The 20,939-nt window shown below is 71.9% G+C and carries 24 protein-coding genes; 7 read left to right on the plus strand and 17 right to left on the minus strand.

Features of this window, described 5'->3' with window-relative positions; all coding sequences use genetic code 11:
• Position 1: 1 nt before the first annotated feature.
• The 3 genes from ABT294_RS07895 to ABT294_RS07905 are packed head-to-tail and all read right to left on the minus strand — an operon-like array spanning position 2 to position 2,627.
• Complete coding sequence (locus tag ABT294_RS07895; RefSeq protein WP_350804328.1) at positions 2-670, minus strand: PIG-L deacetylase family protein; 669 nt, start codon at positions 668-670, stop codon at positions 2-4.
• Positions 649-1,425: a glycosyltransferase family protein gene (locus tag ABT294_RS07900; protein ID WP_350804329.1), complete on the minus strand. Its 777-nt coding sequence runs from the start codon at positions 1,423-1,425 to the stop codon at positions 649-651. The genes ABT294_RS07895 and ABT294_RS07900 overlap by 22 nt, the downstream gene beginning before the upstream one ends.
• Positions 1,422-2,627, minus strand: a complete 1,206-nt coding sequence (locus tag ABT294_RS07905; RefSeq protein ID WP_350804330.1) for a methyltransferase domain-containing protein — start codon at positions 2,625-2,627, stop codon at positions 1,422-1,424. The genes ABT294_RS07900 and ABT294_RS07905 overlap by 4 nt, the downstream gene beginning before the upstream one ends.
• A gap of 67 nt (positions 2,628-2,694) precedes the next feature.
• Here ABT294_RS07905 and ABT294_RS07910 point away from each other — a divergent pair, with 67 nt between their 5' ends.
• Positions 2,695-3,273 carry a dTDP-4-dehydrorhamnose 3,5-epimerase family protein gene (locus ABT294_RS07910; protein ID WP_350804331.1) on the plus strand — a complete coding sequence of 193 codons (579 nt, stop codon included), beginning with the start codon at positions 2,695-2,697 and terminating at the stop codon, positions 3,271-3,273.
• Here the strand turns inward: ABT294_RS07910 and rfbD are convergent.
• The 10 genes from rfbD to ABT294_RS07960 all read right to left on the minus strand — a co-directional run bounded on the left by rfbD (position 3,255) and on the right by ABT294_RS07960 (position 11,167).
• Positions 3,255-4,106: a dTDP-4-dehydrorhamnose reductase gene (gene rfbD, locus ABT294_RS07915; RefSeq protein ID WP_350804332.1), complete on the minus strand. Its 852-nt coding sequence runs from the start codon at positions 4,104-4,106 to the stop codon at positions 3,255-3,257. The genes ABT294_RS07910 and rfbD overlap by 19 nt on opposite strands.
• Positions 4,103-5,032 carry a dTDP-glucose 4,6-dehydratase gene (gene rfbB / locus ABT294_RS07920; RefSeq protein ID WP_350804333.1) on the minus strand — a complete coding sequence of 310 codons (930 nt, stop codon included), beginning with the start codon at positions 5,030-5,032 and terminating at the stop codon, positions 4,103-4,105. The genes rfbD and rfbB overlap by 4 nt, the downstream gene beginning before the upstream one ends.
• Positions 5,029-6,096: a glucose-1-phosphate thymidylyltransferase gene (locus ABT294_RS07925; protein WP_350804336.1), complete on the minus strand. Its 1,068-nt coding sequence runs from the start codon at positions 6,094-6,096 to the stop codon at positions 5,029-5,031. Before ABT294_RS07925 ends, rfbB begins: the two co-directional genes overlap by 4 nt.
• Positions 6,097-6,098: 2 nt before the next feature.
• Positions 6,099-7,553, minus strand: a complete 1,455-nt coding sequence (locus tag ABT294_RS07930) for a sugar transferase (RefSeq protein WP_350804337.1) — start codon at positions 7,551-7,553, stop codon at positions 6,099-6,101.
• Positions 7,554-7,822: 269 nt separating this feature from the next.
• Complete coding sequence (locus ABT294_RS07935; RefSeq protein WP_350804338.1) at positions 7,823-8,173, minus strand: hypothetical protein; 351 nt, start codon at positions 8,171-8,173, stop codon at positions 7,823-7,825.
• 125 nt (positions 8,174-8,298) lie between these two features.
• Positions 8,299-8,925, minus strand: a complete 627-nt coding sequence (locus ABT294_RS07940; protein ID WP_350804589.1) for a GntR family transcriptional regulator — start codon at positions 8,923-8,925, stop codon at positions 8,299-8,301.
• Positions 8,926-8,927: 2 nt separating this feature from the next.
• A complete protein-coding gene (locus tag ABT294_RS07945) occupies positions 8,928-9,788 on the minus strand; it encodes a DMT family transporter (RefSeq protein WP_350804339.1) in 861 nt (286 codons plus the stop codon).
• A gap of 18 nt (positions 9,789-9,806) precedes the next feature.
• Positions 9,807-10,184, minus strand: a complete 378-nt coding sequence (locus tag ABT294_RS07950; protein ID WP_350804341.1) for a hypothetical protein — start codon at positions 10,182-10,184, stop codon at positions 9,807-9,809.
• Positions 10,185-10,284: 100 nt separating this feature from the next.
• Positions 10,285-10,767 carry a GNAT family N-acetyltransferase gene (locus tag ABT294_RS07955; protein WP_350804342.1) on the minus strand — a complete coding sequence of 161 codons (483 nt, stop codon included), beginning with the start codon at positions 10,765-10,767 and terminating at the stop codon, positions 10,285-10,287.
• Positions 10,768-10,798: 31 nt separating this feature from the next.
• The gene (locus tag ABT294_RS07960) at positions 10,799-11,167 is read right to left on the minus strand and encodes an MmcQ/YjbR family DNA-binding protein (RefSeq protein ID WP_350804344.1); all 369 of its coding nucleotides are present in this window, start codon (positions 11,165-11,167) and stop codon (positions 10,799-10,801) included.
• Positions 11,168-11,256: 89 nt separating this feature from the next.
• Between ABT294_RS07960 and ABT294_RS07965 the strand changes: the two genes are divergently transcribed.
• The 3 genes from ABT294_RS07965 to ABT294_RS07975 are packed head-to-tail and all read left to right on the plus strand — an operon-like array spanning position 11,257 to position 13,204.
• On the plus strand, positions 11,257-11,997 hold the full coding sequence (locus ABT294_RS07965) for a hypothetical protein (protein ID WP_350804346.1): 741 nt from the start codon (positions 11,257-11,259) through the stop codon (positions 11,995-11,997).
• Positions 11,880-12,542 (plus strand): DUF4166 domain-containing protein, encoded by a 663-nt coding sequence (locus ABT294_RS07970; protein WP_350804347.1) that lies wholly within the window; start codon positions 11,880-11,882, stop codon positions 12,540-12,542. Before ABT294_RS07965 ends, ABT294_RS07970 begins: the two co-directional genes overlap by 118 nt.
• A 14-nt stretch (positions 12,543-12,556) precedes the next feature.
• Positions 12,557-13,204: a TetR/AcrR family transcriptional regulator gene (locus tag ABT294_RS07975; RefSeq protein ID WP_350804348.1), complete on the plus strand. Its 648-nt coding sequence runs from the start codon at positions 12,557-12,559 to the stop codon at positions 13,202-13,204.
• Here ABT294_RS07975 and ABT294_RS07980 read toward each other — a convergent pair.
• A complete protein-coding gene (locus tag ABT294_RS07980; RefSeq protein ID WP_350804349.1) occupies positions 13,179-13,598 on the minus strand; it encodes a VOC family protein in 420 nt (139 codons plus the stop codon). The two genes, ABT294_RS07975 and ABT294_RS07980, sit on opposite strands and share 26 nt — an antisense overlap.
• 118 nt (positions 13,599-13,716) lie before the next feature.
• Between ABT294_RS07980 and ABT294_RS07985 the strand changes: the two genes are divergently transcribed.
• Both ABT294_RS07985 and ABT294_RS07990 read left to right on the plus strand, forming a co-directional pair.
• Positions 13,717-14,526: an SRPBCC family protein gene (locus ABT294_RS07985; RefSeq protein WP_350804350.1), complete on the plus strand. Its 810-nt coding sequence runs from the start codon at positions 13,717-13,719 to the stop codon at positions 14,524-14,526.
• Positions 14,527-14,540: 14 nt separating this feature from the next.
• Positions 14,541-14,945 carry a hypothetical protein gene (locus ABT294_RS07990; protein ID WP_350804352.1) on the plus strand — a complete coding sequence of 135 codons (405 nt, stop codon included), beginning with the start codon at positions 14,541-14,543 and terminating at the stop codon, positions 14,943-14,945.
• Here ABT294_RS07990 and ABT294_RS07995 read toward each other — a convergent pair.
• From ABT294_RS07995 to ABT294_RS08005, 3 genes are all read right to left on the minus strand, one after another.
• On the minus strand, positions 14,928-16,091 hold the full coding sequence (locus ABT294_RS07995) for an FAD-dependent monooxygenase (protein ID WP_350804353.1): 1,164 nt from the start codon (positions 16,089-16,091) through the stop codon (positions 14,928-14,930). The two genes, ABT294_RS07990 and ABT294_RS07995, sit on opposite strands and share 18 nt — an antisense overlap.
• Before the next feature lie 160 nt (positions 16,092-16,251).
• Positions 16,252-19,368: an AfsR/SARP family transcriptional regulator gene (locus ABT294_RS08000; RefSeq protein WP_350804354.1), complete on the minus strand. Its 3,117-nt coding sequence runs from the start codon at positions 19,366-19,368 to the stop codon at positions 16,252-16,254.
• A gap of 39 nt (positions 19,369-19,407) precedes the next feature.
• Complete coding sequence (locus ABT294_RS08005) at positions 19,408-19,923, minus strand: MarR family winged helix-turn-helix transcriptional regulator (protein ID WP_350804356.1); 516 nt, start codon at positions 19,921-19,923, stop codon at positions 19,408-19,410.
• 91 nt (positions 19,924-20,014) lie between these two features.
• Between ABT294_RS08005 and ABT294_RS08010 the strand changes: the two genes are divergently transcribed.
• Positions 20,015-20,935, plus strand: coding sequence for an EamA family transporter (locus ABT294_RS08010; protein ID WP_350804358.1), 921 nt, complete (start codon positions 20,015-20,017; stop codon positions 20,933-20,935).
• The last annotated feature ends 4 nt before the right edge of the window (positions 20,936-20,939 follow it).

The following is a 20,939-nucleotide window of genomic DNA, read 5'->3' on the forward strand; positions in this document are numbered from 1 at the left end:
GTCAGCCTCCGGCCAGGTCTACGGTCAACTTGTCCGCGTGGAACGCCTCCGCGTAGCGGGCGCCGCACTCGATGCCCCGGATGCGGGCCAGGCCGAGGAAGGCCTCCCTGTCGTACCAGGGGCGGTGCCGCTGCGAGGGGTAGTGCTGCTGCAGGAGCGTCACCTTCGTCTCGGCCAGCTCGGGCGTGATCGGCTGGTAGACGGAGGGGCGGCCGAGGTCGCCGTCCCATTTGACGATCTCGTAGCCGAGCGCGAGGTGGCCGCGGAAGGCGGTGGGGACGAGCCTGGCCAGGCCGCGGTGGTCCTGGTGGGCGTCGCCCTTCCAGGGGGCGAGGATCAGGTCGGGCTCGGTCTGGGCGCGCAGGTCCTCCAGCGCGTTCTTGGCCTCGTCCCAGTGGGCGGGGAGGCGGCCGTCCGGGATCTTGAGGACGGTGAGCCTGAGGTCGGCGTCCGGGCAGAACGCCGCGAGGGCGGCGCGTTCCTCCTGCTCCCGGTCGGTGCCGCCGCCCGAGAGCACCAGCGCGTCGACCCTGACGCCCGGCCTGGCCAGGCAGATGGCCGCCAGCGTGGCGCCCGCCCCGATCGCGATGTCGTCGCAGTGCGCGCCGAGCGCCACGACGCGGTCGCACCGCGAGGGCCGCAGGCCGGTCATGCTTCCCACAGCGCCCACGGGCGCTCCCCTCGCGCCCAGGACCGGTCCAGCTCCATCCGCTGGTTCACGGTGTCGCTCGGCCGCCAGTAGCCGCGGTGCGGGTAGGCGACCAGCCGCCCGCGCTTGGCCAGCTCGGCGCAGCCGTCGGCCACCAGGTCGCCGTTCTCCGGGATGTGCTCGAAGATCTCCGGCGTGAGGACGAAGAAGCCGCCGTTCACCCAGAGCGGCAGGTCGGCGACCGGCGTGATGCCGCCCACCAGCCCGCGCTCGCCGAGCTCGATGACGTGGAAGGTGTTCGTCGGCGGGACCACCATCATCGACGCGCCCGCCCCGCTGGCGGTGAACCGTTCCACGATGTCGTGCAGCGGCGCGTCGGTGAGCACGTCGGCGTAGTTGGCGAGGAACATCTCCTCGCCGTCGAGGTGCTCGCGGACCCTGCGCAGCCGTTCCCCGATCGGCGAGTCGACGCCGGTGTCGGCCAGCGTGATCGTCCAGTCGGAGATGTCCGCCGACAGCAGCCGCACCTGGCCGCCGGACATCACGAAGTCGTTGGAGACGGTCTCCTGGTAGGTCAGGAAGAAGTCCTTGATGTGCTGGGCCCCGTAGCCGAGGCAGAGCACGAACTCCTTGTGCCCGAAGTGCGCGTAATACCGCATCACATGCCAGACCAGCGGCCGGGGGCCGACGAGCTGCATCGGCTTGGGCATGTCGCCGCCCGGCAGGTCGCTACGCATCCGGGTGCCCCGCCCGCCGCAGAACAGGACGACCTTCACGAGACCACCTCCAGCCTCGGAATGGGGAAAACCAGCCGGCCGCCCCACTCCCGGACGAAGGACAGCTGCTCGACCAGCTCCGAGCGCAGGTTCCAGGGCAGCACGAGCACGTAGTCGGGCCGGTCCCGGGCGATCGTCTCGGGCGGCAGGATCGGGATCCGCGTGCCGGGCGTGAACCTGCCGTGCTTGTACGGGTTGCGGTCCACCGTGTACGGCAGCAGGTCGGGCCGGATGCCGCAGTGGTTGAGCAGCGTGTTGCCCTTGCCAGGCGCCCCGTACCCGGCGACGGTCCTGCCCTGCTCGGCCGCGTCGATGAGGAACCTGAGCAGGTCGCGGCGGACCTTCGCGACCCGCGCCGCGAAGTCGGCGTACCCCGACAGGTCGTGCAGCCCGGCGGCCTTCTCCAGCGCGAGGACGTCCGTGACCCGGTGCGACGGCTCGCCGCGCGGCCTGGCCAGCAGCCTGATGGAGCCGCCGTGCGTCGGCAGCAGCTCCACGTCCACCAGGGTCAGGCCGCCGCCGGCCAGCGCCCGCTGGGCCGAGGCGACCGTGTAGTACTGGAAGTGCTCGTGGTAGATCGTGTCGTACTGGTTCAGCTCCATCAGCGTGAGCAGGTGCTGCACCTCGATGGAGACCAGCCCGTCGTCGGCCACCAGGGCGCGCAGGCCCTCGGTGAAGCCCACCACGTCCGGGATGTGCGCGTAGACGTTGTTGGCCACGACCACGTCGGCCGGGCCGTGCTCCTGCCTGATGCGCCGCCCCAGCTCGGGTGTCAGGAACTCGGTGACGGTCGGCACCCCCCGCTCGACGGCTGCGCGGCCCACGTTGGCCGACGGCTCGATGCCGAGGCACCGGACGCCCCGCTCGACCACGTGCTGGAGCAGGTAGCCGTCGTTGCTGGCCACCTCCACCACGAAGGCGTCGGGCTTCAGCGCGAGCCCCGCCACGAACACGCGGGCGTGCTCCACCCACGACGTCGAGTAGGAGGAGAAGTAGGCGTACTCGGTGAACGTGTCCTCGGGCGTGATCAGCGGCGGAAGCTGCGCCAGCCAGCAGCTCGTACACACCCGCAGGTGCAGCGGAAAGGTCTGCTCGGGCTGGTCGAGCTGCTCCGCGGTGAGGAACAGCTCGCACGGGGGCGTGGCCCCGAGGTCGACGACCCCGGCGAGGTCGGCCGACCCGCACAACCGGCACGTTGTCATAGGTACGCTCCAAACACGGCGGTAATTCGTGGTTTCAGCGGTGCCTGTTACAGGTACTTTTCGGCTCATGGAAGCGCTCGACGTCGAGGACGCCTGGACCTTCACCCCCCGCGTCCACGCTGATTCCCGGGGGGCGTTCCTGGAGGCGTTCCGCGCCGCGGACCTGCCCCGGGCCTTCGACCTGGCGCAGGTGAACTGCTCGGTTTCGCGCCGCGGCGTGCTGCGCGGCCTGCACTTCGCCGACGTGCCTCCCGGTCAGGCGAAGTACGTCATGTGCGTGTCCGGCAGCATCCTGGACGTGGTCGTGGACCTGCGGGTGGGCTCGCCCGGCTTCGGCCGCGTCGCCACCGCCGTCCTCGACGACCAGACCCGGCGCGCGATGTACGTCGCCGAGGGGCTCGGGCACGCCTTCCTCACGCTGAGCGAGCAGGCCACGGTCGTCTACCTGTGCTCGCAGGGCTACAACCCGGCGGCCGAGCACGGCATCGACCCGCTCGACCCCGCCCTCGGCATCGACTGGCCGCTCACCGGGCCGCCGCTGCTGTCGGACAAGGACGCCGCCGCCCCCACGCTGGCCGAGGCGCTGGAGGCGGGGCTGCTGCCCTCGTACGACAGGTGCCGCGAGTTCTACGCGGGGCTGCACTGACGGCTCCTCAGCAGCACCGGCCAGGCGGCGTGCAACGCCTCCCGCCAGTCGCGGATCGGCGCGCACCTCGTGCTCGCCATGACGCTGTTCTCCGGACGTGACACGCGGCTCGGATAGGCCGCGCTCGGCACCGGCCGCACCCGGTCAGGGTCGGCGCCGAGCAGCGCGAAGACCTCCCTGGCCAGGCCGTACCAGGTGGTGCGGCCCGAGCTGACGCCGTGGTAGATCCCGGGAGGCAGGTCCGACTGGGCCAGGCGCACCACGAAGTCGGCCACGTCGGCGCTCCACGTGGGCTGGCCGTGCTGGTCGTCCACCACGTCCACGGTGTCCCGCTCGGCCGACAGGCGGATCATGGTCTTCACGAAGTTGTGCCCCTGCGCGCCGTATAACCAGGCGGTGCGCACCACGTGGCCGCCGTGGGCGAGCGCCGACCGCTCCCCCGCCAGCTTGGTGCGCCCGTACGCGTTCAGTGGCCCGGTCGGCGCGTCCTCCCGGTACGGCCGGCGGGCCCGGCCGTCGAAGACGTAGTCGGTGGACAGCTGGATCAGCCGGGCGCCCACCCGCGAGCACGCCTCGGCCAGCACCCCGACCGCGTCGCCGTTGACCGCCAGCGCCTCGCGCTCGTGGCTCTCGGCGTCCTCCACCGCCGTCCAGGCCGCGCAGTTGACCACGACGCGCGGCCGGTAGGCGGAGACGAAGTCGCGGACCCCGCGCGAGTCGCACAGGTCCAGCTCGGCGCGGCCGAGCGCGAGCACCGGCTCGCCGGTGACGGCCAGCCGGCCGAGCACGTCGGAGGCGAGCATCCCGTCGCCACCGGTCACGAGCCATCTCATCGGTTCACCCACCAGTCCCTGTTGCCCGCATACCACCGGACGGTGTCCTTCAGCCCCTGCTCGAACGGGACCTGCGGACGGTAGCCGAGCGCGCGGAGCTTGGAGTCGTCGAGCGAGTAGCGGCGGTCGTGCCCCTTGCGGTCCCTGACCTGCTCGACCAGGTCCCAGCTCTTGCCGCAGGCGTCGAGCAGGCGGGCGGTCAGCTCCCTGTTGGTCAGCTCCGCCGTGCCGGCGATGTGGTAGACCTCGCCCGGCTCGCCCGCCTCGGCCACCAGGCGGATGCCCGCGCAGTGGTCGCTGACGTGGACCCAGTCGCGCACGTTCCCGCCGTCGCCGTACAACGGCACCTTCCTGCCGCGCAGCAGGTTCGTGATGAACAACGGCATGACCTTCTCGGGGTACTGCCGGGGGCCGTAGTTGTTGCCGCACCGGGTGATCGACACGTTCAGGCCGTGCGTGACCGCGTACGCGAGGGTGATCAGGTCGCCGCCCGCCTTGGCCGCCGCGTAGGGCGAGCGCGGCTGGAGCGGCGCCGACTCGTCCCACGAGCCGATGTCGATCGACCCGTAGACCTCGTCGGTCGACACCTGCACCACGCGGGGGACCCCCGCTTCGAGACACGCCTGCATCAGCGCCTGGGTGCCCAGCACGTTGGTGCGGGCGAAGTCGGCGGCGCCGTCGATCGACCTGTCCACGTGCGACTCGGCGGCGAAGTTGACCACCAGGTCGTGGCCGGGCACCACCTGGGCGAGCAGCTCCGCGTCGCAGATGTCGCCGTGGACGAACCGGTGCGGCACTCCTTCGAGGTTGGCGCGGTCGCCCGCGTAGGTCAGCTTGTCGACGACGGTCACGTCCGCGTCTTCCAGGGTGCGCACGAAGTGGGAGCCGATGAATCCCGCGCCCCCCGTCACCAGGATCTTGGTCATGGACTGATCTGCACCTTGCTGTGATCGCCCAGGATCAGGCGGTGGGCTCGTGGGGTGTCGGGTGCCGGGGTGACCTCGACGTCGTGGCCGATCAGGGACGCCTCGATCCGGCGTACCCCCTCGATCGAGGCCCTGGGCAGCAGGATCGAGTACTCGATCTCGCTGCGCTCGACCACGCAGCCGGCGGCTATCGAGGTGAAGGGGCCGATGTAGGCGTCGGTGACGCGGGCCCCGGGGCCGACGATCGCCGGCCCGATGATGCGGGAGCGCTCGACCACCGCTCCGGGCTCGACGACGACTCTGCCGATCAGCTCGCTGGCCGCGTCCACTCGGCCGTGGACGCCCGGCTCGAGCGACTCCAGCACCAGCCGGTTGACCTCGAGCATGTCGGCGACGTTGCCGGTGTCCTTCCAGTAGCCGGTGATCACCGTGGACTCGACCTGGTATCCCTTGTCGATCAGCCACTGGATGGCGTCGGTGATCTCCAGCTCGCCTCGCCACGACGGCTTGAGCTCGGCGACCGCGTCGTGCACGGCCGGGGTGAACAGGTAGACGCCGACGAGCGCCAGGTCGCTCTTGGGCTCGCGCGGCTTCTCCTCCAGCCCGATCACCCGGCCGTCCGGGTCCAGCTCGGCCACGCCGAACTGCCGGGGGTCGCCGACCTCGGTGAGCATGATCCGGGCCGCGGGCCGCTCGCGGGCGAAGCCCGCCACGACGTCCTCGATGCCGCCGACGATGAAGTTGTCGCCCAGGTACATGACGAAGTCGTCGTCGCCGAGGTAGTCCCTGGCGATCAGCACGGCGTGCGCCAGCCCGAGCGGCCTGTCCTGGCGCAGGTAGGTCACCTGCAGCCCGAACGCCGACCCGTCGCCGACGGCGGCCTCGATCTCGGCGTGCGTGTCGCCCACGACGATGCCCAGCTCCGTGATGCCGGTGGCGGCGATCGCCTCCAGCCCGTAGAAGAGCACCGGTTTGTTCGCGACGGGGACGAGCTGCTTCGCCGAGGTGTGGGTGATCGGCCGGAGCCGTGTGCCCGCCCCTCCGGCGAGCACGAGAGCTTTCACCGCTAGTAGGCCCCTTCTCCGTGGGTGACGACCGACCAGGTCTTCCAGAGGATCTGCAGGTCGAGGATGAGCGACCAGTTCTCCACGTACCGCAGGTCCAGCCGGACCGACTCCTCCCAGGTCAGGTCGGAACGGCCGCTGACCTGCCAGAGCCCGGTCATGCCCGGCTTGACGACCAGGCGCCTGCGGACGTCCTCGCCGTACTTGGCGACCTCCTCCGGAAGCGGCGGGCGCGGGCCGACCAGCGACATCTCGCCGCGGATGACGTTGAACAGCTGAGGCAGCTCGTCGAGGGAGTATCGGCGCAGGAAGGCGCCCACGCGGGTGATCCTTGGATCGTTCCGGATCTTGAACAGCACGCCGTCGAACTCGTTCGCGTCGAGCAGCGCGCTCTTGAGCTTCTCCGCGTCGGCCACCATGGTCCGGAACTTCACGACCCGGAACTCCTTGCCGTGCCTGCCGACCCGCGTCTGGTAGAACAGCGCGGGGCCGGGGCTGGTCAGCCGGATCGCCAGGAAGATCCCCAGCAGTGGCACGGCCAGCAGGAGCACCGCCGCGACCGCCACCACCCGGTCGAACACGGTCTTCACCACCCGCTTGGCCCCCTCGAACTCGGGATGCTCCAGGTGCAGGAGCGGCATGCCCGCCACGGGTCTGATGCTGATGCGCGGGCCTGCCACGTCCATGAGGGCGGGGGCGACGAACAGGTCGGTGCCGCCGCTCTCCAGGCTCCAGGCGAGCCTGCGCAGCGTGAGACCGTCCAGTTCCGGGCAGGCGAGCACCGCGACGGCGTCCGCGCCGACCTCGGCCACCGCATCCGCGACGTCGCTGAACGAGCCGAGCACCGGCAGCCCGTCGAGGTCCGCGGTCATGCTGTTGTGCGGCAGGCACGCGCCGACGACCTGCATCCCGTGATGCGGCTGACGGCGGAACTGCACCACCAGGTCGAGAATCGCCTCGCGGTGGCCGACCGCGACGACATGGCGCAGGTATTCACCCACGGCCCGCCTGCGATGCAGGCGTTTGCGCATCCGGTAGCGGAAATAGAGCGTGGAAAGCAGCGCCAGCGGCAGCATCGCCATCACGAAACTCCGCGCCACCGCGGTTTGCGTGGCATAAGCGCCGATCGCGACGGCGGCCATCAAGCCGACGCCCCCGTTGAAGACCGCCTTGAACTCCTCCGTTCCCTCGCCATGCGCGCGCTGCCGGTAAGCGCCGCTCATCGTGAGCGCGACCGGCCACGCGAGGATCAGGCCGCATCCGAGAAGCAACTCGACCGCCGGAATGTACACGCCGGACAAGTGCCGGATGCCCAGCACGCAGGCGCACGCGGCCAGCGCGCACGCCGTGTCGCCACTCCGCAGGAGCCGTAAGTACGCCCGCGTCCAGATGCTCGACGCATGGCGAGGTACGGCCTTGAGGAGCACGACAGCGGACTCCCCAGTCCCCAGCCTCATACCACCACCCTGATAACTGTGTGCACCGCGTTAACGTGACGTTCCTTGAACCTCATGGGTTGACAAGTCCCCATGCACAATCAAGGGCGGCGGCCCCCACTAAAGAGTAAAGATCAATTCCGTAGCGGGGAATAACGTCAAATGTCCACAATCGGACGAAGAGAACGTCGTTTCAGGGGTTGACGGAACGGTCCACAAGTGCAGCAGTCCCGAACCGGGAATGTGAGATTTAGGGCGCTATTTCAGCAGGTTGCCGGATTATGACGCCGCTAGTCGTACTCCAGATCCGGCAATGCGGACGGCGGGTCAGGGCTCCGCCACACGACCACAACCCCGTCACGGGACGACTCCGCGGCAAGGGTCAGCCGTTCCAGGTCGAAATCCGGCAGATACCGCAGCCGGGCGAGGAAGGTGGCGTCCGTGGCCGAGCGCGGCACCACGCAGCCCTCGCCGTCGCGGTCGAGCAGGATGAACAGGACATCCGCCTCGGACTCGGTCGCGACACGGACTTCGACCACGTCCTCCCACGCGAGGGCCTCGACGCTCCCGTCCGCGTAGTGGCGGGTGACGCCCTCCTCCGTGACGTACACGTAGGAGTCCGGCATCGGGTTGCCGTGCATGGCCGCGATTCTTGCGAGTTCTGGGGTTGTCCCGCAAGAGCCTGCTGAGCATCTCGCACCCCGAAGCGTCGCTCAGGCGTGCATCCCGGTGCCCCGGGCGCGGCAGGCGCGCGTCTCAACGCGCCTCAGGCGTGCGTCTCGTTGCCCCAGGCGTGGCTCAGGTGCGCGGCCACGGCCGCTCTCGCCGCCTCGACGGGGCCGTCGGCGATGGCGTCCAGCAGCTCGCGGTGCTCCCGCACCAGCACCTCGCGCTCGGTGTAGAGGTCACGCAGCCGCACCAGGCCGAGCCGGGTCTCGGCGGCCAGCACGCCGTAGAGCCGCTCGAGCCGAGGGCTGCCCGCCGCCTCGATCAACGCCTGGTGCAGGGCCATGTGCTCGGCCATCGGCTCCGCCCACGGGGCGTCGGAGGGCAGCGCGGCCATCCGGGCCAGCGCGGCGTCCGCCTCCGGCACCCGCCGCCCCGCCACGGCCTGCGCCATCAGGTCCTCCAGCGGCCTGCGGACGTACATCAGGTCGTCCAGGTCCGAGATCGTCACATCGGGGACATGCGCGCTGCGGTTGCGCTCGCGCCGGAGCAGCCCCTCGTGGACCAGCACGGCCAGCGCCTCGCGCACCGTCGGCCTGGCCACGCCGTACGCGGCGGCGAGCTCCTGCTCGGGCAGCGGGGTGCCCGGCGCGATCTCACCTGAGAGCACCCGGCTGCGCAACGCGTCGGCGAGCGCGGCCACGGCGGAGACCGATCTGAGCGGCATCGTCACAGCTGCGACTCTAGTCGCCTTTCCGGGACGGCCACCGCCACCAGGCTGATCGCGAGCATGACGAGGCCCGCGACCGAGATCGGAGGCAGCCGCTCCCCGAGCACCACCAGGCCGAGCAGCGCGGCGACCGCCGGTTCCGCCAGGGCGAGCGTCGCGGCCGTCGCCACCGGGGTGGTGCGCAGGCCCCTGCCGTACAGGAGATACGACAGGGCGGTGCAGCCGAGGCCGAGATAGAGCGCGGCGAGCAGACCGCGCGGCTCGGCCAGCCAGCCCGCGCCGCTCCACAGCAGGATCGGCAGCATGACGACGGCGGCGCCGCCGAACATCAGGCCCATCACCGCGTTCGAGGGCGCGCCGCCGCCGATCGCGCGGGCGGCCGTGACCGCGTAGAACGCGTACAGCAGGCCGCCGAGCAGGGCGAACAGCACCCCCGAGACGGCGTGGCCGCCTGCCTGCGCGCCGCCGCCGACGATCAGGGCCGCGCAGCCGGAGATCGCCGCCGCGGTGCCCAGCGCCCACCGGGCGCTCGGGCGCTCCTTGTGAAGCAGCCAGGAGAGCAGCCCGGTGAAGGCCGGGCCGCTGCCGATGGCGACGACCGAGCCGATCGCGACGCCGGTGCGGGAGACGGCGGCGAAGAAGCAGAGCTGGTACGCGGCGACCGCGGCGGCGGCCAGCAGCAGGCCCGGGGTGAGGACCCGTCTGATGCCCGCCCGGGCGAGCAGCCCGAGCGCCGCCCCGCCGATGACCAGCCTGGCGGCGGCCAGGGCGATCGGGTCGGCGGAGACGAGCAGGCCCGCGGTGCCAGCCGTGCCCCACAGCACGGACGCGCCCACGACGGACAGAGGACCGTTCTTCATGCCTCGATTGTCTGACAACTAGACAATTTCGTCCAGTAGCTGGTCGAGGAGCCGGCCCGCGGGCTGCGCCAGCTCGGCCGCGTGCTCGTCGAGCACGGCCAGGGCGGCGTGGATGTCGTGGGTGCTCTTGGCGGGTAATCGGAGGAGGTCCTCGCCCTCCACGGCTGCCGCGCCCTCGACGTGGAAGGCGCCGCTCCTGACGACGATCGAGACCGCGAACGTCGCCTCGCGGCCGTCGGGGAGGGTGAAGGTGGTGCCGGTGCGGGCCCCGGCGGGCGGGATGAGATAGGTGAAGGGGGCGCTTCTCACGAAGGGGTGGTGCAACCCGGAGAGCAGCTCCGCCGCCCGGCTCAGCGCCGCCAACAGGCCGGCCGCGGCCAGACTCTCGCTGTCCACACCCCGAGCCTAGATCACCCCACCCCCACCGAACCACCCGACCGCCCCACAGGGTCCGTCGGCGGCGCTCCCCGCAGAACCGGCCGACCGGCCCCGCGGGTCAGTCGGTGGCCAGGCGGGCGTGGCGTTCCACGTCGTAGCGGATGCCGTCGTAGCAGAGCTTGCCGCGCTCGATGCCTTCCGGACGGAAGCCGGCCTTGGTCGCCACCCGGCACGAGGCGGGGTTGTTGGTGCGGTGGCCGAGCTCCAGGCGGTAGAGGCCGCGCTCACGGAACGCCCAGGCCGCGAGGTCGGACGTCGCCGCCGCCGCCACGCCTCGCCCCCTGGCCTCTTCGACGGTCCAGTAGGAGACCCAGCCGTTGTCGTGGCCGTCGATGCCGCTGACGGCGACGTTGCCGACGACCTGGTCGTCGAGGGTGACGGCGAACGCGTGACCGACGCCCTCCCAGGCGGCGATCCAGCCGGCCGCGTCCTGGACGGACAGGATCGGCCACGGGGACTGCCTGCGCATGTCGGCGGCCTGGAAAGCGCGGAACACCACCGGGGCGTCGTCTTCGCGCCATTCGCGCAGCTTGATGGACATAGCGGTCACGTTGCCCGAGATTAGCGTGCCCTCACTGCGCGATTCTTCCGCCTATGTCGTGCGTCGCCTCGAAGGCCGCCACCAGCGACTTCGGCGCGGTCAGGCACCACGCCTCGGCCATCAGCTCGAACAGCTCGTCGGCGTCGATGCGGTCGAGGTGGACGACGACCCAGCCGAACTGGCCCGCGGTGAACTGCACCTCGAACACGTCGGGACGCTCGGCGACCAGCGCGATCTGCTCCTGCAGCGTCGCCTTGAGCCCGACGGTCTCGGTCTCCTCCCACAGGTAGCCGAACCCCTTGCCCCGCACCTTGAAGCCGACCCACTCGCCGGCCTCGCTCGCCCGCACCTCGGGCAGCTCGTCGAGCAGCTTGAGGAACTCATCCACGGTCACACCCATGCGCTCCTGTGTACCAGAACGTCCTGACGTTTTGAGCACTCGCTTAAATCGGGCTACCATTTGAGCGACCGCTCAAAAGGAGGGTTCGCGTGGCCCGTCATCTCTACGTCGAGACGTCCATCCGCGCCGACCTCGACGCGCTGTGGCTGCACACCCAGGACCCGGCCCTGCACCAGCGCTGGGACCTGCGCTTCGGCCGCATCCGCTACCTCCCCCGGGCCGAGGGCGAGCCGCAGCGGTTCCGCTACTCGACGCTCGGCGTCAGCGGGGTGGGCGTCAGCGCGGGCGAGCGCCACCGGCCCGACGGCACTCGCACGTCCGCGCTGCGGTTCGGCTCCCGGCACCCGCTCTCGCCGATCCGCTCCGGCTCGGGCTACTGGCGTTACGTCCCGGTACGCGGAGGTCTGCGGTTCCTGACCGCGTACGGGTACCGGCCGCACGTGCTGCCCGGGTGGCTGATGTGGTGGGCGACGGCCTGGTCCTTCGACCGGCTCCGGCTGTGGCTGGAGACCGGGAGGACGCCCGAGCGGTCGCTGCTCCAGGCCCTCGCCGAACTGGCCGCCAGGGCCCTCGCAGCGGTGGTCGCGTGGACTCCCGTCGTGCCCGGCCCGGTCGCCGTGGCGGTCACCGTCCTCGCGATCGTCCTGCCGCCGCTGCCCGGCACCCCGGCGGCCCGCCGCTGCCTGCGCCGTCCCCCCACCCAGGAGGAACCATGCCCTCGATCTTCCAGCTCGCGCTCGGCGACGCCTTCGACCGCCTGCACCCCCAGCTCCAGCGGCGCTTCGGCGTCGGGCTCGACTCCGGCGAGGCGTGCGTCGGACGCGGGGTGATGGACCGGATCTGGAACGCGGGCCCGATCGTCCGGCCGTTCCTCGCGCTCGGCCGCCGCAGGAACGTGCTGGTCGCCCAGTCCGGCCGGAACATCCCGTTCGTCATCGAGAACTACCCGTACCTCGACTCGTACGGCCGCGAGACCGTCACCTTCGTCCGCACCTTCCCGCGCGGACGCTTCGACGCGACGATGGTCCTCAACCCCGCGACCGGCCAGGTGATCGACTACCTCGGCACCCACCAGCACCTCGTCACCACGCTCGACCTGTCGGTGGACGACCGGGGCGGCCTCGTCATCCGCTCGGGCCGCCAGCGCCTGCTCGAAGGCCCGCTCGCCCTGCCCATCCCGGCGTGCGCGACCGGCGCCGCCACCGTCACCGAGCACTTCGACGACCGGTCGGAACGTTTCACGATCGCGGTCACCGTCTCCAACCCCCTGCTCGGCCGGATCTTCGGCTACTGGGGCAGCTTCACCGTCTCGTACGTCGAGGCGGCCTCCGTTCCCGCTACGGTGAGGCCGAGGCGCGAGAGCGCCCGCTGCTGACCCCCGGGAGACACATGGTGGCCGACACGAGATCCAAGCTGCTCGACGCGGCGCTGCGGACGCTCGGCACGCAGGGCATCGCCGGGGTCTCGGCCAGGTCGATCGCCTCGGCGGCAGGGGTCAACCAGGCGCTGGTGTTCTACCACTTCGGCAGCGTCGACCAGCTCCTGTCCGAGGCGTGCGAGCAGGGCGCCCGGCAGCGGGTGGCGGCCTACCGCGAGCGCTTCGCGTCGGTCGGCACCCTGCGCGAGCTGCTCGACCTGGCCCGCGCGCTGCACGAGGAGGAGCGGGCGCTGGGCCACGTCGCCGCGCTGGCCCAGCTGCTGGCGGGCAGCCAGTCCGACGCCAAGCTGGCCCCCGCCACGGCCGACGGGCTCAACCTGTGGATCGCGGAGCTGGAGCGGACCCTCACCCGGGTGCTCGCCGAGACCCCGCTGGCCGAGTTCGTCGACATCGGCGGCCTGGCCAGAGCGACCGCCGCCGCCTTCGTCGGCCTGGAGCTCTACGAGGGCGTCGATCGGGAGGGGGCCGGGCAGGCGCTCGACTCCCTGGAGCAGCTCGCCGTCCTGGTCACGGCGCTGGAGGACATGGGCCCCGTGGTGCGCAGGGCGGTGCGAGGGCGGCTGCGCAGGACCACTACGCGTAGTAACGGACCTCGATGACGTTGCTGTCGGGGTCGGGGAAGTAGATCACCTCGCGGGCGATGCCCTGGGCCCCGAACGAGTCGGCGCCCGTCCCGGTGATCTCCACTCCGTTCCTGTCCAGGCGCGCCTTGAGCGCCTCGAACTCCGCGTGGTCGACCGCCAGGCAGTAGTGGTTCACCGGATGCCCGGCGCTGCCCTTCACCCCGGTGCCCTCGTCGATCCGGGGCGCCCACTCCTGGGGCATCAGGTCGATGATCGTCTCCTCTGCGACGCGTACGCTGGGGAAGGCCGCCTCACCGTTCCTGAACTCCTCGGCCCGCACACCCGGCAGGCCGACGACCTGCTCGTAGAAGTCGAGCGCCCGCAGCTGATCGGAGACCCAGCAGACGAGATGGTCCAGACGCGCGTCCAAGAAGACCTCCGGTAGTCGGGCACTGCTCGGCCCTGTCCAATATCCGTTGCACGTCCGCCGCTGTCCACCTGTCGGTCTAAGCGGAGTCGTTCGTCGTTGGGGAAGGGAGTGGTTCTGGATGAAGTTCCTGTTGATGATCTGTCCGGACGAGTCCATCAAGGTTAGCCCGGAGGAAGCCTCAGCCCACGACTGGGTCGAGGAGATGGACGGGCGCGGCGTCCGCCTGCGGGGGCACGCGCTGCGTCCGGCCGCCGAGGGCCGGGCCGTGCGGGTGCGCGACGGCGAGGTACTCGTCGGCGACGGGCCGTTCGCCGAGACGAAGGAGCAGGTCGGCGGCGTCGACATCATCGAGTGCGCGACGCTGGAAGAGGCGGTCGAGGTGGCCGCCAGGCATCCGGTGGCGCGGTTCGGCTCGGTCGAGGTACGCGAGTTCGACGAGGTCACCGGCGCGACTGCGGAGGTGGAGGTACGGGTGCCGCTGCCTCCGTCCGAGGTGTGGGACCTCGTCACCGACCTCTCGCGGCTCGGCGAGTGGAGCCCCGAGTGCACGCGGGCGTCCTGGCTGGAGCCGGACGCCGGGCCGCGCGCGGGCGCCAGGTTCCAGGCGAGCAATCGCTACCCCAACGGCTTCGTCGCGGACGTGACCTGCGTGGTGACCCGCGCGGACCGGCCGCACGGCTTCGCCTGGGAGGTGCTCGACGGCTCCGGCGTCCCCGGCTCGCTGTGGAGTTACGACCTGCGGCCGGGCTCCGAGCCGGGGCAGACGCTGCTGCGTCACACGTTCGTCCACGGGCCCGGCAACACCGGCCTGCGGGTGGCGGCGCGCAGGAGCGGCGCCGACGCCTCCACCGTCATCGACGGCCGGCTGACCGCCCTGCGCGCCAACATGACGGCGACGATCAGAGCGATGACGGGATCGCCCGATTAAGGGAAGATGCCCGCATGGCGGACACCAGTGAGTTAGCGCGCAGGCCGCGGATCGTCGGCGTCGCGGACTTCGTCCTGACGCTGCAGCTGGGCCTGACGATCGTGGGCGCCGCGTTCGTGCTCGCCCTCGGCGCCTCAGGGGGCGTGATCCCCCTGCTACTGCTGGCCGTGGCCCTCGTGGCCGCGGTGACCCTGTGGTGGGCGCTGAGGGGCATGCGCAGGCGCGAGAGGCGGGCCAGGTGGACGGCGGTCGCCGTGGAGGCTTTCCAGCTGGCCCTGCTCCTCGGGGTCCAGGTGGCCGACCACGACCTGACGGCCGGCGACCTGCTCGCCCCGAACGTGTTCCTCCCCGTGACCGCGATCGTCCTGCTGCTGCTTCCGCCCGCCGGGGCCTGGTTCGCCTCACCGGCGGAGCAGTGACGGGTAGTCCTTGAGGGTGATGTTGTTGGCGAAGCCGTCGGTCATCCGCATCATCAGCTTGAGGAGGAGGCTGGACCGGAACATCCAGTTCCGCATCCTGATCCGGCTCTGCGTGGCGGGGGCGAGGAAGAAGCCCGCGTTGCCCTTCTCGGAGACCTTGGCGTAACCGCGGAAGCCTTCCTCGTAGCGCCGGAAGGCGACCAGGTGGTCGCCTCCGGCCAGCGCCAGCTCCCCGGCCAGGACGTACGCGCCCACCAGGGCCAGGCCGGAGCCGAACCCGCCCAGCGTGTTGGCGTAGGCGGCGTCGCCGAGCAGCACCACGCGGCCCTTGGCGTAGCGGTCGATGGTGACCCGGCTGATCGAGTCGAGGTAGAACTCGTCCGTCTGCCGGACCGCCTCCAGGATGCCGGGCGTCAGCCAGCCCATCCCGGCGTAGGCGTCGAGCAGGACCCCCTTCATCTCCTCGGTGTCGTAGCGGTCGTAGTCGAGCCGCGGCGAGGCGAAGACGAAGAAGGCGTCGGCCTTGGGGCCACCGGCGGCGACCATCCTGCCGGGCTCGTTGTAGATCTTCGGGACGGCCCCGAACCGCTCCGGCACCTCGGCCAGGGCGTAGTAGTGGCCGAGGAAGTCGACGTAGTCGGACTCGGGGCCGAACGCCAGGCGGCGGACGTTGGAGTGGATCCCGTCGGCGCCCACGACCAGGTCGAAGGTGCGCGGGGCGCCCCGCTCGAACGTGACGTGCACGCCGCTCGCGGTCTCGGTGAGCGAGGTGATCGAGTCGCCGAAGACGTACTCGCACCCGGCGGCGACGCTCTTCTCGTACAGCAGTCGCGCCAGGTCACCGCGATGGATCTCGATCTCGCCGCCGCTGAACTCGCCGGGCATCACCGCCAGCCTGCGGCCGTTCGCGTCGACGAACTCCTGGTCGGTCCCGCCTGTCTGGAGCCGCAGGAGGTCGTCCATGACGCCCATCCTCTGCAGGACGGTCTTGTGGATCTCGCCCTTGAAGTCGACGGCCTGGCCGCCCTTGCGCAGGACGGGCGCCTTCTCGACGACGGTCACGCGGTAGCCGTAGCGGGCCAGCCAGCAGGCGAGGGCGGGGCCGCCGACGCTCGCCCCGGAGATGAGGACGTTGGTGTTCTTCATGTCCACCACGTTCGTCCGGAGCGCTGACAGGCCGGAGACAGTCGGCTGACAGTCAGGCGCGGGCTGTCAGCACCGTCCGGTGGAGCTCAGAACAGGGCTGTCAGCGCGGGCTGTCAGCACCGCTCAGAACAGGGCTGTCAGCGCGGGCTGTCAGCACCGCTCAGGACAGGGCTGTCAGCGCTTCTTCGCGGCTCAGTGCGGCGCCCCTGGCGAAGTGCGCGGCGAAGGCGTCCGCGCCGACGCGCCGCGTGGCGCCGGCGGCGATCCTGGCGACGTCGCGGTCGCCGGCCACGGTGGTGCCGCGCACGGCCACGGCCACGCCGAGCAGGTACGCGGCCCGCTCCGCGGCCCCTTCGAGCAGGGCCAGCCCGGCCTGCCCCTCGGCGACCTCGGCCACGTCGATCGCCATCGTGTGGGACGCGCGCACCACTGCCAGCGCCTCGCCGTGGCGGAGCCTGGCCTCCGCGAGGTCCCGTTCGGCCTCGGCCAGCCGTCCCAGCGCCGTGAGCACGAGCGGCCTGACGCCCTCGGTGACGTACGCGCCGGGGGTGGCGGCGTCCAGCACCGTCGTGTACCGGGCGCGCGCCTCCGCGAGGTCGCCGCCGTGGCGGGCCAGCTCGCCCCACACCAGCTCCAGCTGAGGCGACCGGCGCGAGGTGCTGCGGGCCAGCTCGGTGGCGCGTTCGAGGTCGGCGCGGGCCCCCGCGAGATCACCCTCCCGCAGCAGCCCGCCGGACCTCCGGCAGAGCACGTCCACCAGCTCGTCCAGGGCGCCGAGCTGCTCGTTCAGGTCGAGCGCCCGCCCCCAGAGCCGCCTGGCCTCGGCCCAGTCGCCGCGCCAGTTGGAGATCATCGCGAGCCATTCGAGGGCCTGGGCCATCCCCCAGCGCTCGCCCACGGACCGGAACTGCGTCAGCGTCGCCTCCAGCCGCCGCTCGGCGTCGGCCACCCCGCCGTCGAGCAGCTCCATCAGCGCCTCGCTGAGCATGGCCACGGCCTGGTTCCACGGGTCGTCGTCGAGCAGCCACTTCTGCTGCTCGGTGGCCTCCGGGTCCGGCGGGCCCGCCGTCATCCCCCACAGCACGCTCAGGAACGGGTGGCGTAGCTCCCGATCCAGCGACCACATGATCTCCTCGGCCCGCGCCCACGGCCCGGGGCCGGTGTCGGGCACGGCCTGCAGCACGCACAGCACGTACTCCTCCTCCAGCCCCGCGATCGGCTCGCCGCCAATCCGGTCGAGCAGCCGCAGCGCGGACGAGGTCGTCTGGCCGCGCCGCCCGCTCAGCCACGAGTACGCCGCCAGGGCCGCGACCAGCCGCAACGCCGTCTCCGGAGCCTGCTGGACGGCGTGGCGCAGCGCGGCCTGGAGGTTGTCGTGCTCGTCGGAGAGCCTGGCCAGCCAGTCGAGCTGCTCCGCCCGGCGCAGCCACGGGTCGGCGCGCTGGGCCAGGTCGAGGAAGCAGGCGGCGTGCTCGTCGCGGGTCTGCTCCTCCTCCCCCGCCTCGGCCAGCCGTTCGGCGCAGAAAAGGCGGATCGTGTCGAACATCCGGTAGCGTCCGCCGCTCGCCTCGACGAGGGACTTGTCCACCAGGTCGGCCAGCACGTCGCCGTCGCCGCAGACCCGCTCGACCGCCTCCAGCGACGCGCCCCCGGAGAACACCGAGAACCGCCTGGCCAGCGTCTGCTCCTCCGGGCTGAGCAGGCTCCAGCTCCAGTCCACCACCGCGCGCAGGGTTCGGTGCCTGGCCGCCGCGGTGCGGTCGCCGCGGGAGAGCAGCTTGAAGCGTCCGTGCTCGTTCAGGCGGGCGGCGATCTCCGCCACGGTGAACGAGCGCAGCCGCGCCGCCGCCAGTTCGATGGCGAGTGGCAGGCCGTCCAGCGTGGCGCAGATCTCGGCGACCTCGGGACGCATCGCGAACCCCGGACGCACGGCGGCGGCCCGCTCCGCGAACAGCCGCACGGCGGGATAGGCGAGCGCGTCGTCGGTGCCGGTGCCGGGCGGCGGCACGGCCAGCGGCGACAGCGGGACCAGCCTCTCGCCGGTGAGCCCGAGCGGCTCGCGGCTGGTGGCCATGATCGCCAGCTGTGGGCAGGCGTCGACCAGCCGGCGGACGAGCTCGGCGGCGGGGGCGATCACGTGCTCGCAGTTGTCCAGGATGAGCAGCAGGTCCTGGTCCGCGAGGGCCGCCACCAGCCGGTCGGCGGGGTCGGGACGGTCCAGCGCCGGCGACTGCAGCCCCGCCTCCCGCAGGCCGAGCGCCCCCAGCACGGCCAAGGGGAGCTGGGCGCCGTCGTCGAGCAGCGTCAGGTCCACGAACCCCACGTCCCGTGCCTGCCGGCGTCCCTCGGGGGAGCCCGCGCGGGCCGGGTCAGGCCCTCGGCGGCGGGCGGCCTCGATGGCCAGCCGGGTCTTGCCGGTGCCTCCGGGGCCGGTGATGGTGATCAGCCGGGCGTCACCGAGCGCGTCGATCAGGTCCAGCTCGGCCTCGCGTCCCACGAAGCTGGTCAGCTGGGCGGGCACCCGGCGGCGGGTCGCCTGCTCGCGCGGGCCCTCGCCGCGCAGGATCGCCAGGTGCAGCGCGGCCAGCTCCGGGGCGGGGTCGGCGCCGAGCTCGTCCGCGAGCAGCCGTCTGACCTCGTCGAAGACGGCCAGCGCGGCGGCCTGCTGCCCGGACGCGTGCAGCGCCCGCATGAGCTGCCCGCGCAGCCGCTCGCGCAGCGGGTTCGCCTCCACCAGCTGCCGCAGCTCGGCGATCGAGGGGCCCTCTGGAAGCGTGAGCTCGGCTTCGACGAGATCCTCCCTGGCCGCCAGCCTGGCCTCTTCGAGGCGGGCCGCCTGCGGCCGGGCGAACGGCGCGTCGGCCACGTCCGCCAGCGCGGGGCCGCGCCACAGCGCAAGAGCGTCCCTGAGCGTTCTCGCGGCGCGCTCGTGCCGGCCCGCCGCCAGAAGGCCGCGCCCGTCGCGGGCCAGCCGCTCGAACCGGTAGACGTCGACGTCCTCGGGGTCGACCGCGAGGCGGTACCCCGAGCCGTGGAACTCCACGAGGCCGTCAGGCAGGTTGCGGCGGAGTCTGGACACGTGGGCCTGGATCGCGTTGGCCGCGCCGGCCGGAGGGTCGTCGCCGTACTGGCCGTCGATCAGCCGCTCGACGCCGACCAGCCGGCCGGCGTCGAGCAGGAGCAGCGCGAGCAGCGCGCGCGGCCTGGGCCCGCCGACGGAGACCGTTTCCCCCTCGTCGGTCCGCACCTCAAGCGGGCCGAGGATTCCGAAGTGCACGTGTCCGATTGTCGCCTGAACGCCACGGAGACGTCGCCTTCACCCCTGGACGGTGGCGCCCAGCGAGGTGTCGCCCAGCGACTCCAGCAACCGGCGGAGCGTGCCGGACAGCTGGTCGCAGTCGGCCCTGTCCAGTGCGGCCAGGAGCCGCGCCTCGTTCTCGACGTGCAGGGCGACGAGCTCGTCGACGAGCTCCAGCCCGCGCGGGGTGAGCCGGACCGGCACCGAGCGGCGGTCCTCGGCGCTCTGCAGCCGCTCGACCAGCCCCTTGCCCTCCAGCCGGTCGACGCGGTTGGTGATCGCCCCGGACGTGACCATCGAGGACTTCAGCAGCGCCCCGGCGGTCAGCTCGTACGGCGGGCCCGACCGGCGCAGGGTGGCCAGCACGTCGAACTCCGCGGGGCCGAGCCCGTGGGCGGCGAAGAAGCCGTTCAGCTCCCGCTCCATCAGCCGTGCCAGCCGCGAGATCCGGCCGACGACGCCCATCGGCCAGACGTCGAGGTCGGGCCGCTCGCGCGCCCACTGGGCCAGCAGTTCGTCCACCGCGTCGCTCATCCGACCTCCAGGAATAATCTCAACGTTCACATACTTAGCGTTCAGGTATAGAGTATCTCAACGTTGAGATTATCGATGAGAGGCGACCGACATGGCGACCATCACCGAAAACGCCGGGCAGGCGACGCCGAGCGCCCTCCCAGGCGCCCCGCGGACCGCGCCGCGCTGGAGCGACCTCCTGCTCACCGCCCTCGCCCCCGCCAGCTGGGGCACCACCTACGTCGTCACCACCACCCTGCTGCCCCCAGACCGTCCGCTGCTCGCCGCCACCCTGCGGGCCCTCCCCGCGGGGCTGGTGCTGCTGGCCGTCACCCGGCGGCTGCCGCACGGATCGTGGTGGTGGAAGTCCGTCGTGCTCGGCCTGCTCAACTTCGGCGCCTTCTTCCCCCTGATCTTCTTCGCCGCCTACCGCCTGCCCGGCGGGGTCGCCTCGACCATCGGCTCCGTCCAGCCGCTGATCGTGACCGTGCTCTCGCTGGTGGTGCTGCGGGTCCGCCCGTCCCGGTGGGTGCTGCTCGCGGCCGTGATCGGCACCGGCGGCGTCGCGCTGCTCACCCTCACCGCCGAGGCCCGCGTCGACCCGCTCGGCATCGCCGCCATGCTCACCGCCACCTCGCTGATGGCGACGGCCATCGTCCTGGCCAAGAAGTGGGGGCGGCCGGAGGCGCCGCCGCTCGTCCAGACCGGGTGGCAGCTCACCATCGGCGGGCTGGTCCTGGTACCGCTCACGCTGGCGCTCGAAGGCGTGCCGACGTCCGTTTCCGGGACGAACCTGCTCGGCTTCGCCTACCTGGGCGTCATCGGCACGGCCATGGCCTACGTCCTCTGGTTCCGCGGCATCGACAGGCTCGCCCCCACCTCGGTGTCGCTCCTCGGCCTCACCAACCCGCTGGTCGCCACGCTCGCCGGGCTCGCCGTCCTCGGGCAGACCCTCACCGGCTGGCAGGTCGTCGGCTTCGCCGTCGCCCTCGGCGCCCTGGTCGCCGGCCAGACGCTCGGCAGGAAGTCATGAACAC

The organism is Nonomuraea sp. NPDC000554, from assembly GCF_040300065.1.
In the GTDB taxonomy this organism is placed as follows: domain Bacteria; phylum Actinomycetota; class Actinomycetes; order Streptosporangiales; family Streptosporangiaceae; genus Nonomuraea.

What these genes read in the sequence shown, in the direction of transcription:
- ABT294_RS07930 (WP_350804337.1), bottom strand. Translation starts at nt 7,553, where the DNA reads ATGAGGCTGGGGACTGGGGAGTCCGCTGTCGTGCTCCTCAAGGCCGTA.
- rfbB (WP_350804333.1), bottom strand. Translation starts at nt 5,032, where the DNA reads ATGACCAAGATCCTGGTGACGGGGGGCGCGGGATTCATCGGCTCCCAC.
- rfbD (WP_350804332.1), bottom strand. Translation starts at nt 4,106, where the DNA reads ATGAGATGGCTCGTGACCGGTGGCGACGGGATGCTCGCCTCCGACGTG.
- ABT294_RS07955 (WP_350804342.1), bottom strand. Translation starts at nt 10,767, where the DNA reads ATGTCCATCAAGCTGCGCGAATGGCGCGAAGACGACGCCCCGGTGGTG.
- ABT294_RS07945 (WP_350804339.1), bottom strand. Translation starts at nt 9,788, where the DNA reads ATGAAGAACGGTCCTCTGTCCGTCGTGGGCGCGTCCGTGCTGTGGGGC.
- ABT294_RS07910 (WP_350804331.1), top strand. Translation starts at nt 2,695, where the DNA reads ATGGAAGCGCTCGACGTCGAGGACGCCTGGACCTTCACCCCCCGCGTC.
- ABT294_RS07935 (WP_350804338.1), bottom strand. Translation starts at nt 8,173, where the DNA reads ATGCACGGCAACCCGATGCCGGACTCCTACGTGTACGTCACGGAGGAG.
- ABT294_RS07975 (WP_350804348.1), top strand. Translation starts at nt 12,557, where the DNA reads ATGGTGGCCGACACGAGATCCAAGCTGCTCGACGCGGCGCTGCGGACG.
- ABT294_RS08005 (WP_350804356.1), bottom strand. Translation starts at nt 19,923, where the DNA reads ATGAGCGACGCGGTGGACGAACTGCTGGCCCAGTGGGCGCGCGAGCGG.
- ABT294_RS07905 (WP_350804330.1), bottom strand. Translation starts at nt 2,627, where the DNA reads ATGACAACGTGCCGGTTGTGCGGGTCGGCCGACCTCGCCGGGGTCGTC.
- ABT294_RS07985 (WP_350804350.1), top strand. Translation starts at nt 13,717, where the DNA reads ATGAAGTTCCTGTTGATGATCTGTCCGGACGAGTCCATCAAGGTTAGC.
- ABT294_RS07990 (WP_350804352.1), top strand. Translation starts at nt 14,541, where the DNA reads ATGGCGGACACCAGTGAGTTAGCGCGCAGGCCGCGGATCGTCGGCGTC.
- ABT294_RS07960 (WP_350804344.1), bottom strand. Translation starts at nt 11,167, where the DNA reads ATGGGTGTGACCGTGGATGAGTTCCTCAAGCTGCTCGACGAGCTGCCC.
- ABT294_RS07995 (WP_350804353.1), bottom strand. Translation starts at nt 16,091, where the DNA reads ATGAAGAACACCAACGTCCTCATCTCCGGGGCGAGCGTCGGCGGCCCC.
- ABT294_RS08010 (WP_350804358.1), top strand. Translation starts at nt 20,015, where the DNA reads ATGGCGACCATCACCGAAAACGCCGGGCAGGCGACGCCGAGCGCCCTC.
- ABT294_RS07970 (WP_350804347.1), top strand. Translation starts at nt 11,880, where the DNA reads ATGCCCTCGATCTTCCAGCTCGCGCTCGGCGACGCCTTCGACCGCCTG.
- ABT294_RS07940 (WP_350804589.1), bottom strand. Translation starts at nt 8,925, where the DNA reads ATGCCGCTCAGATCGGTCTCCGCCGTGGCCGCGCTCGCCGACGCGTTG.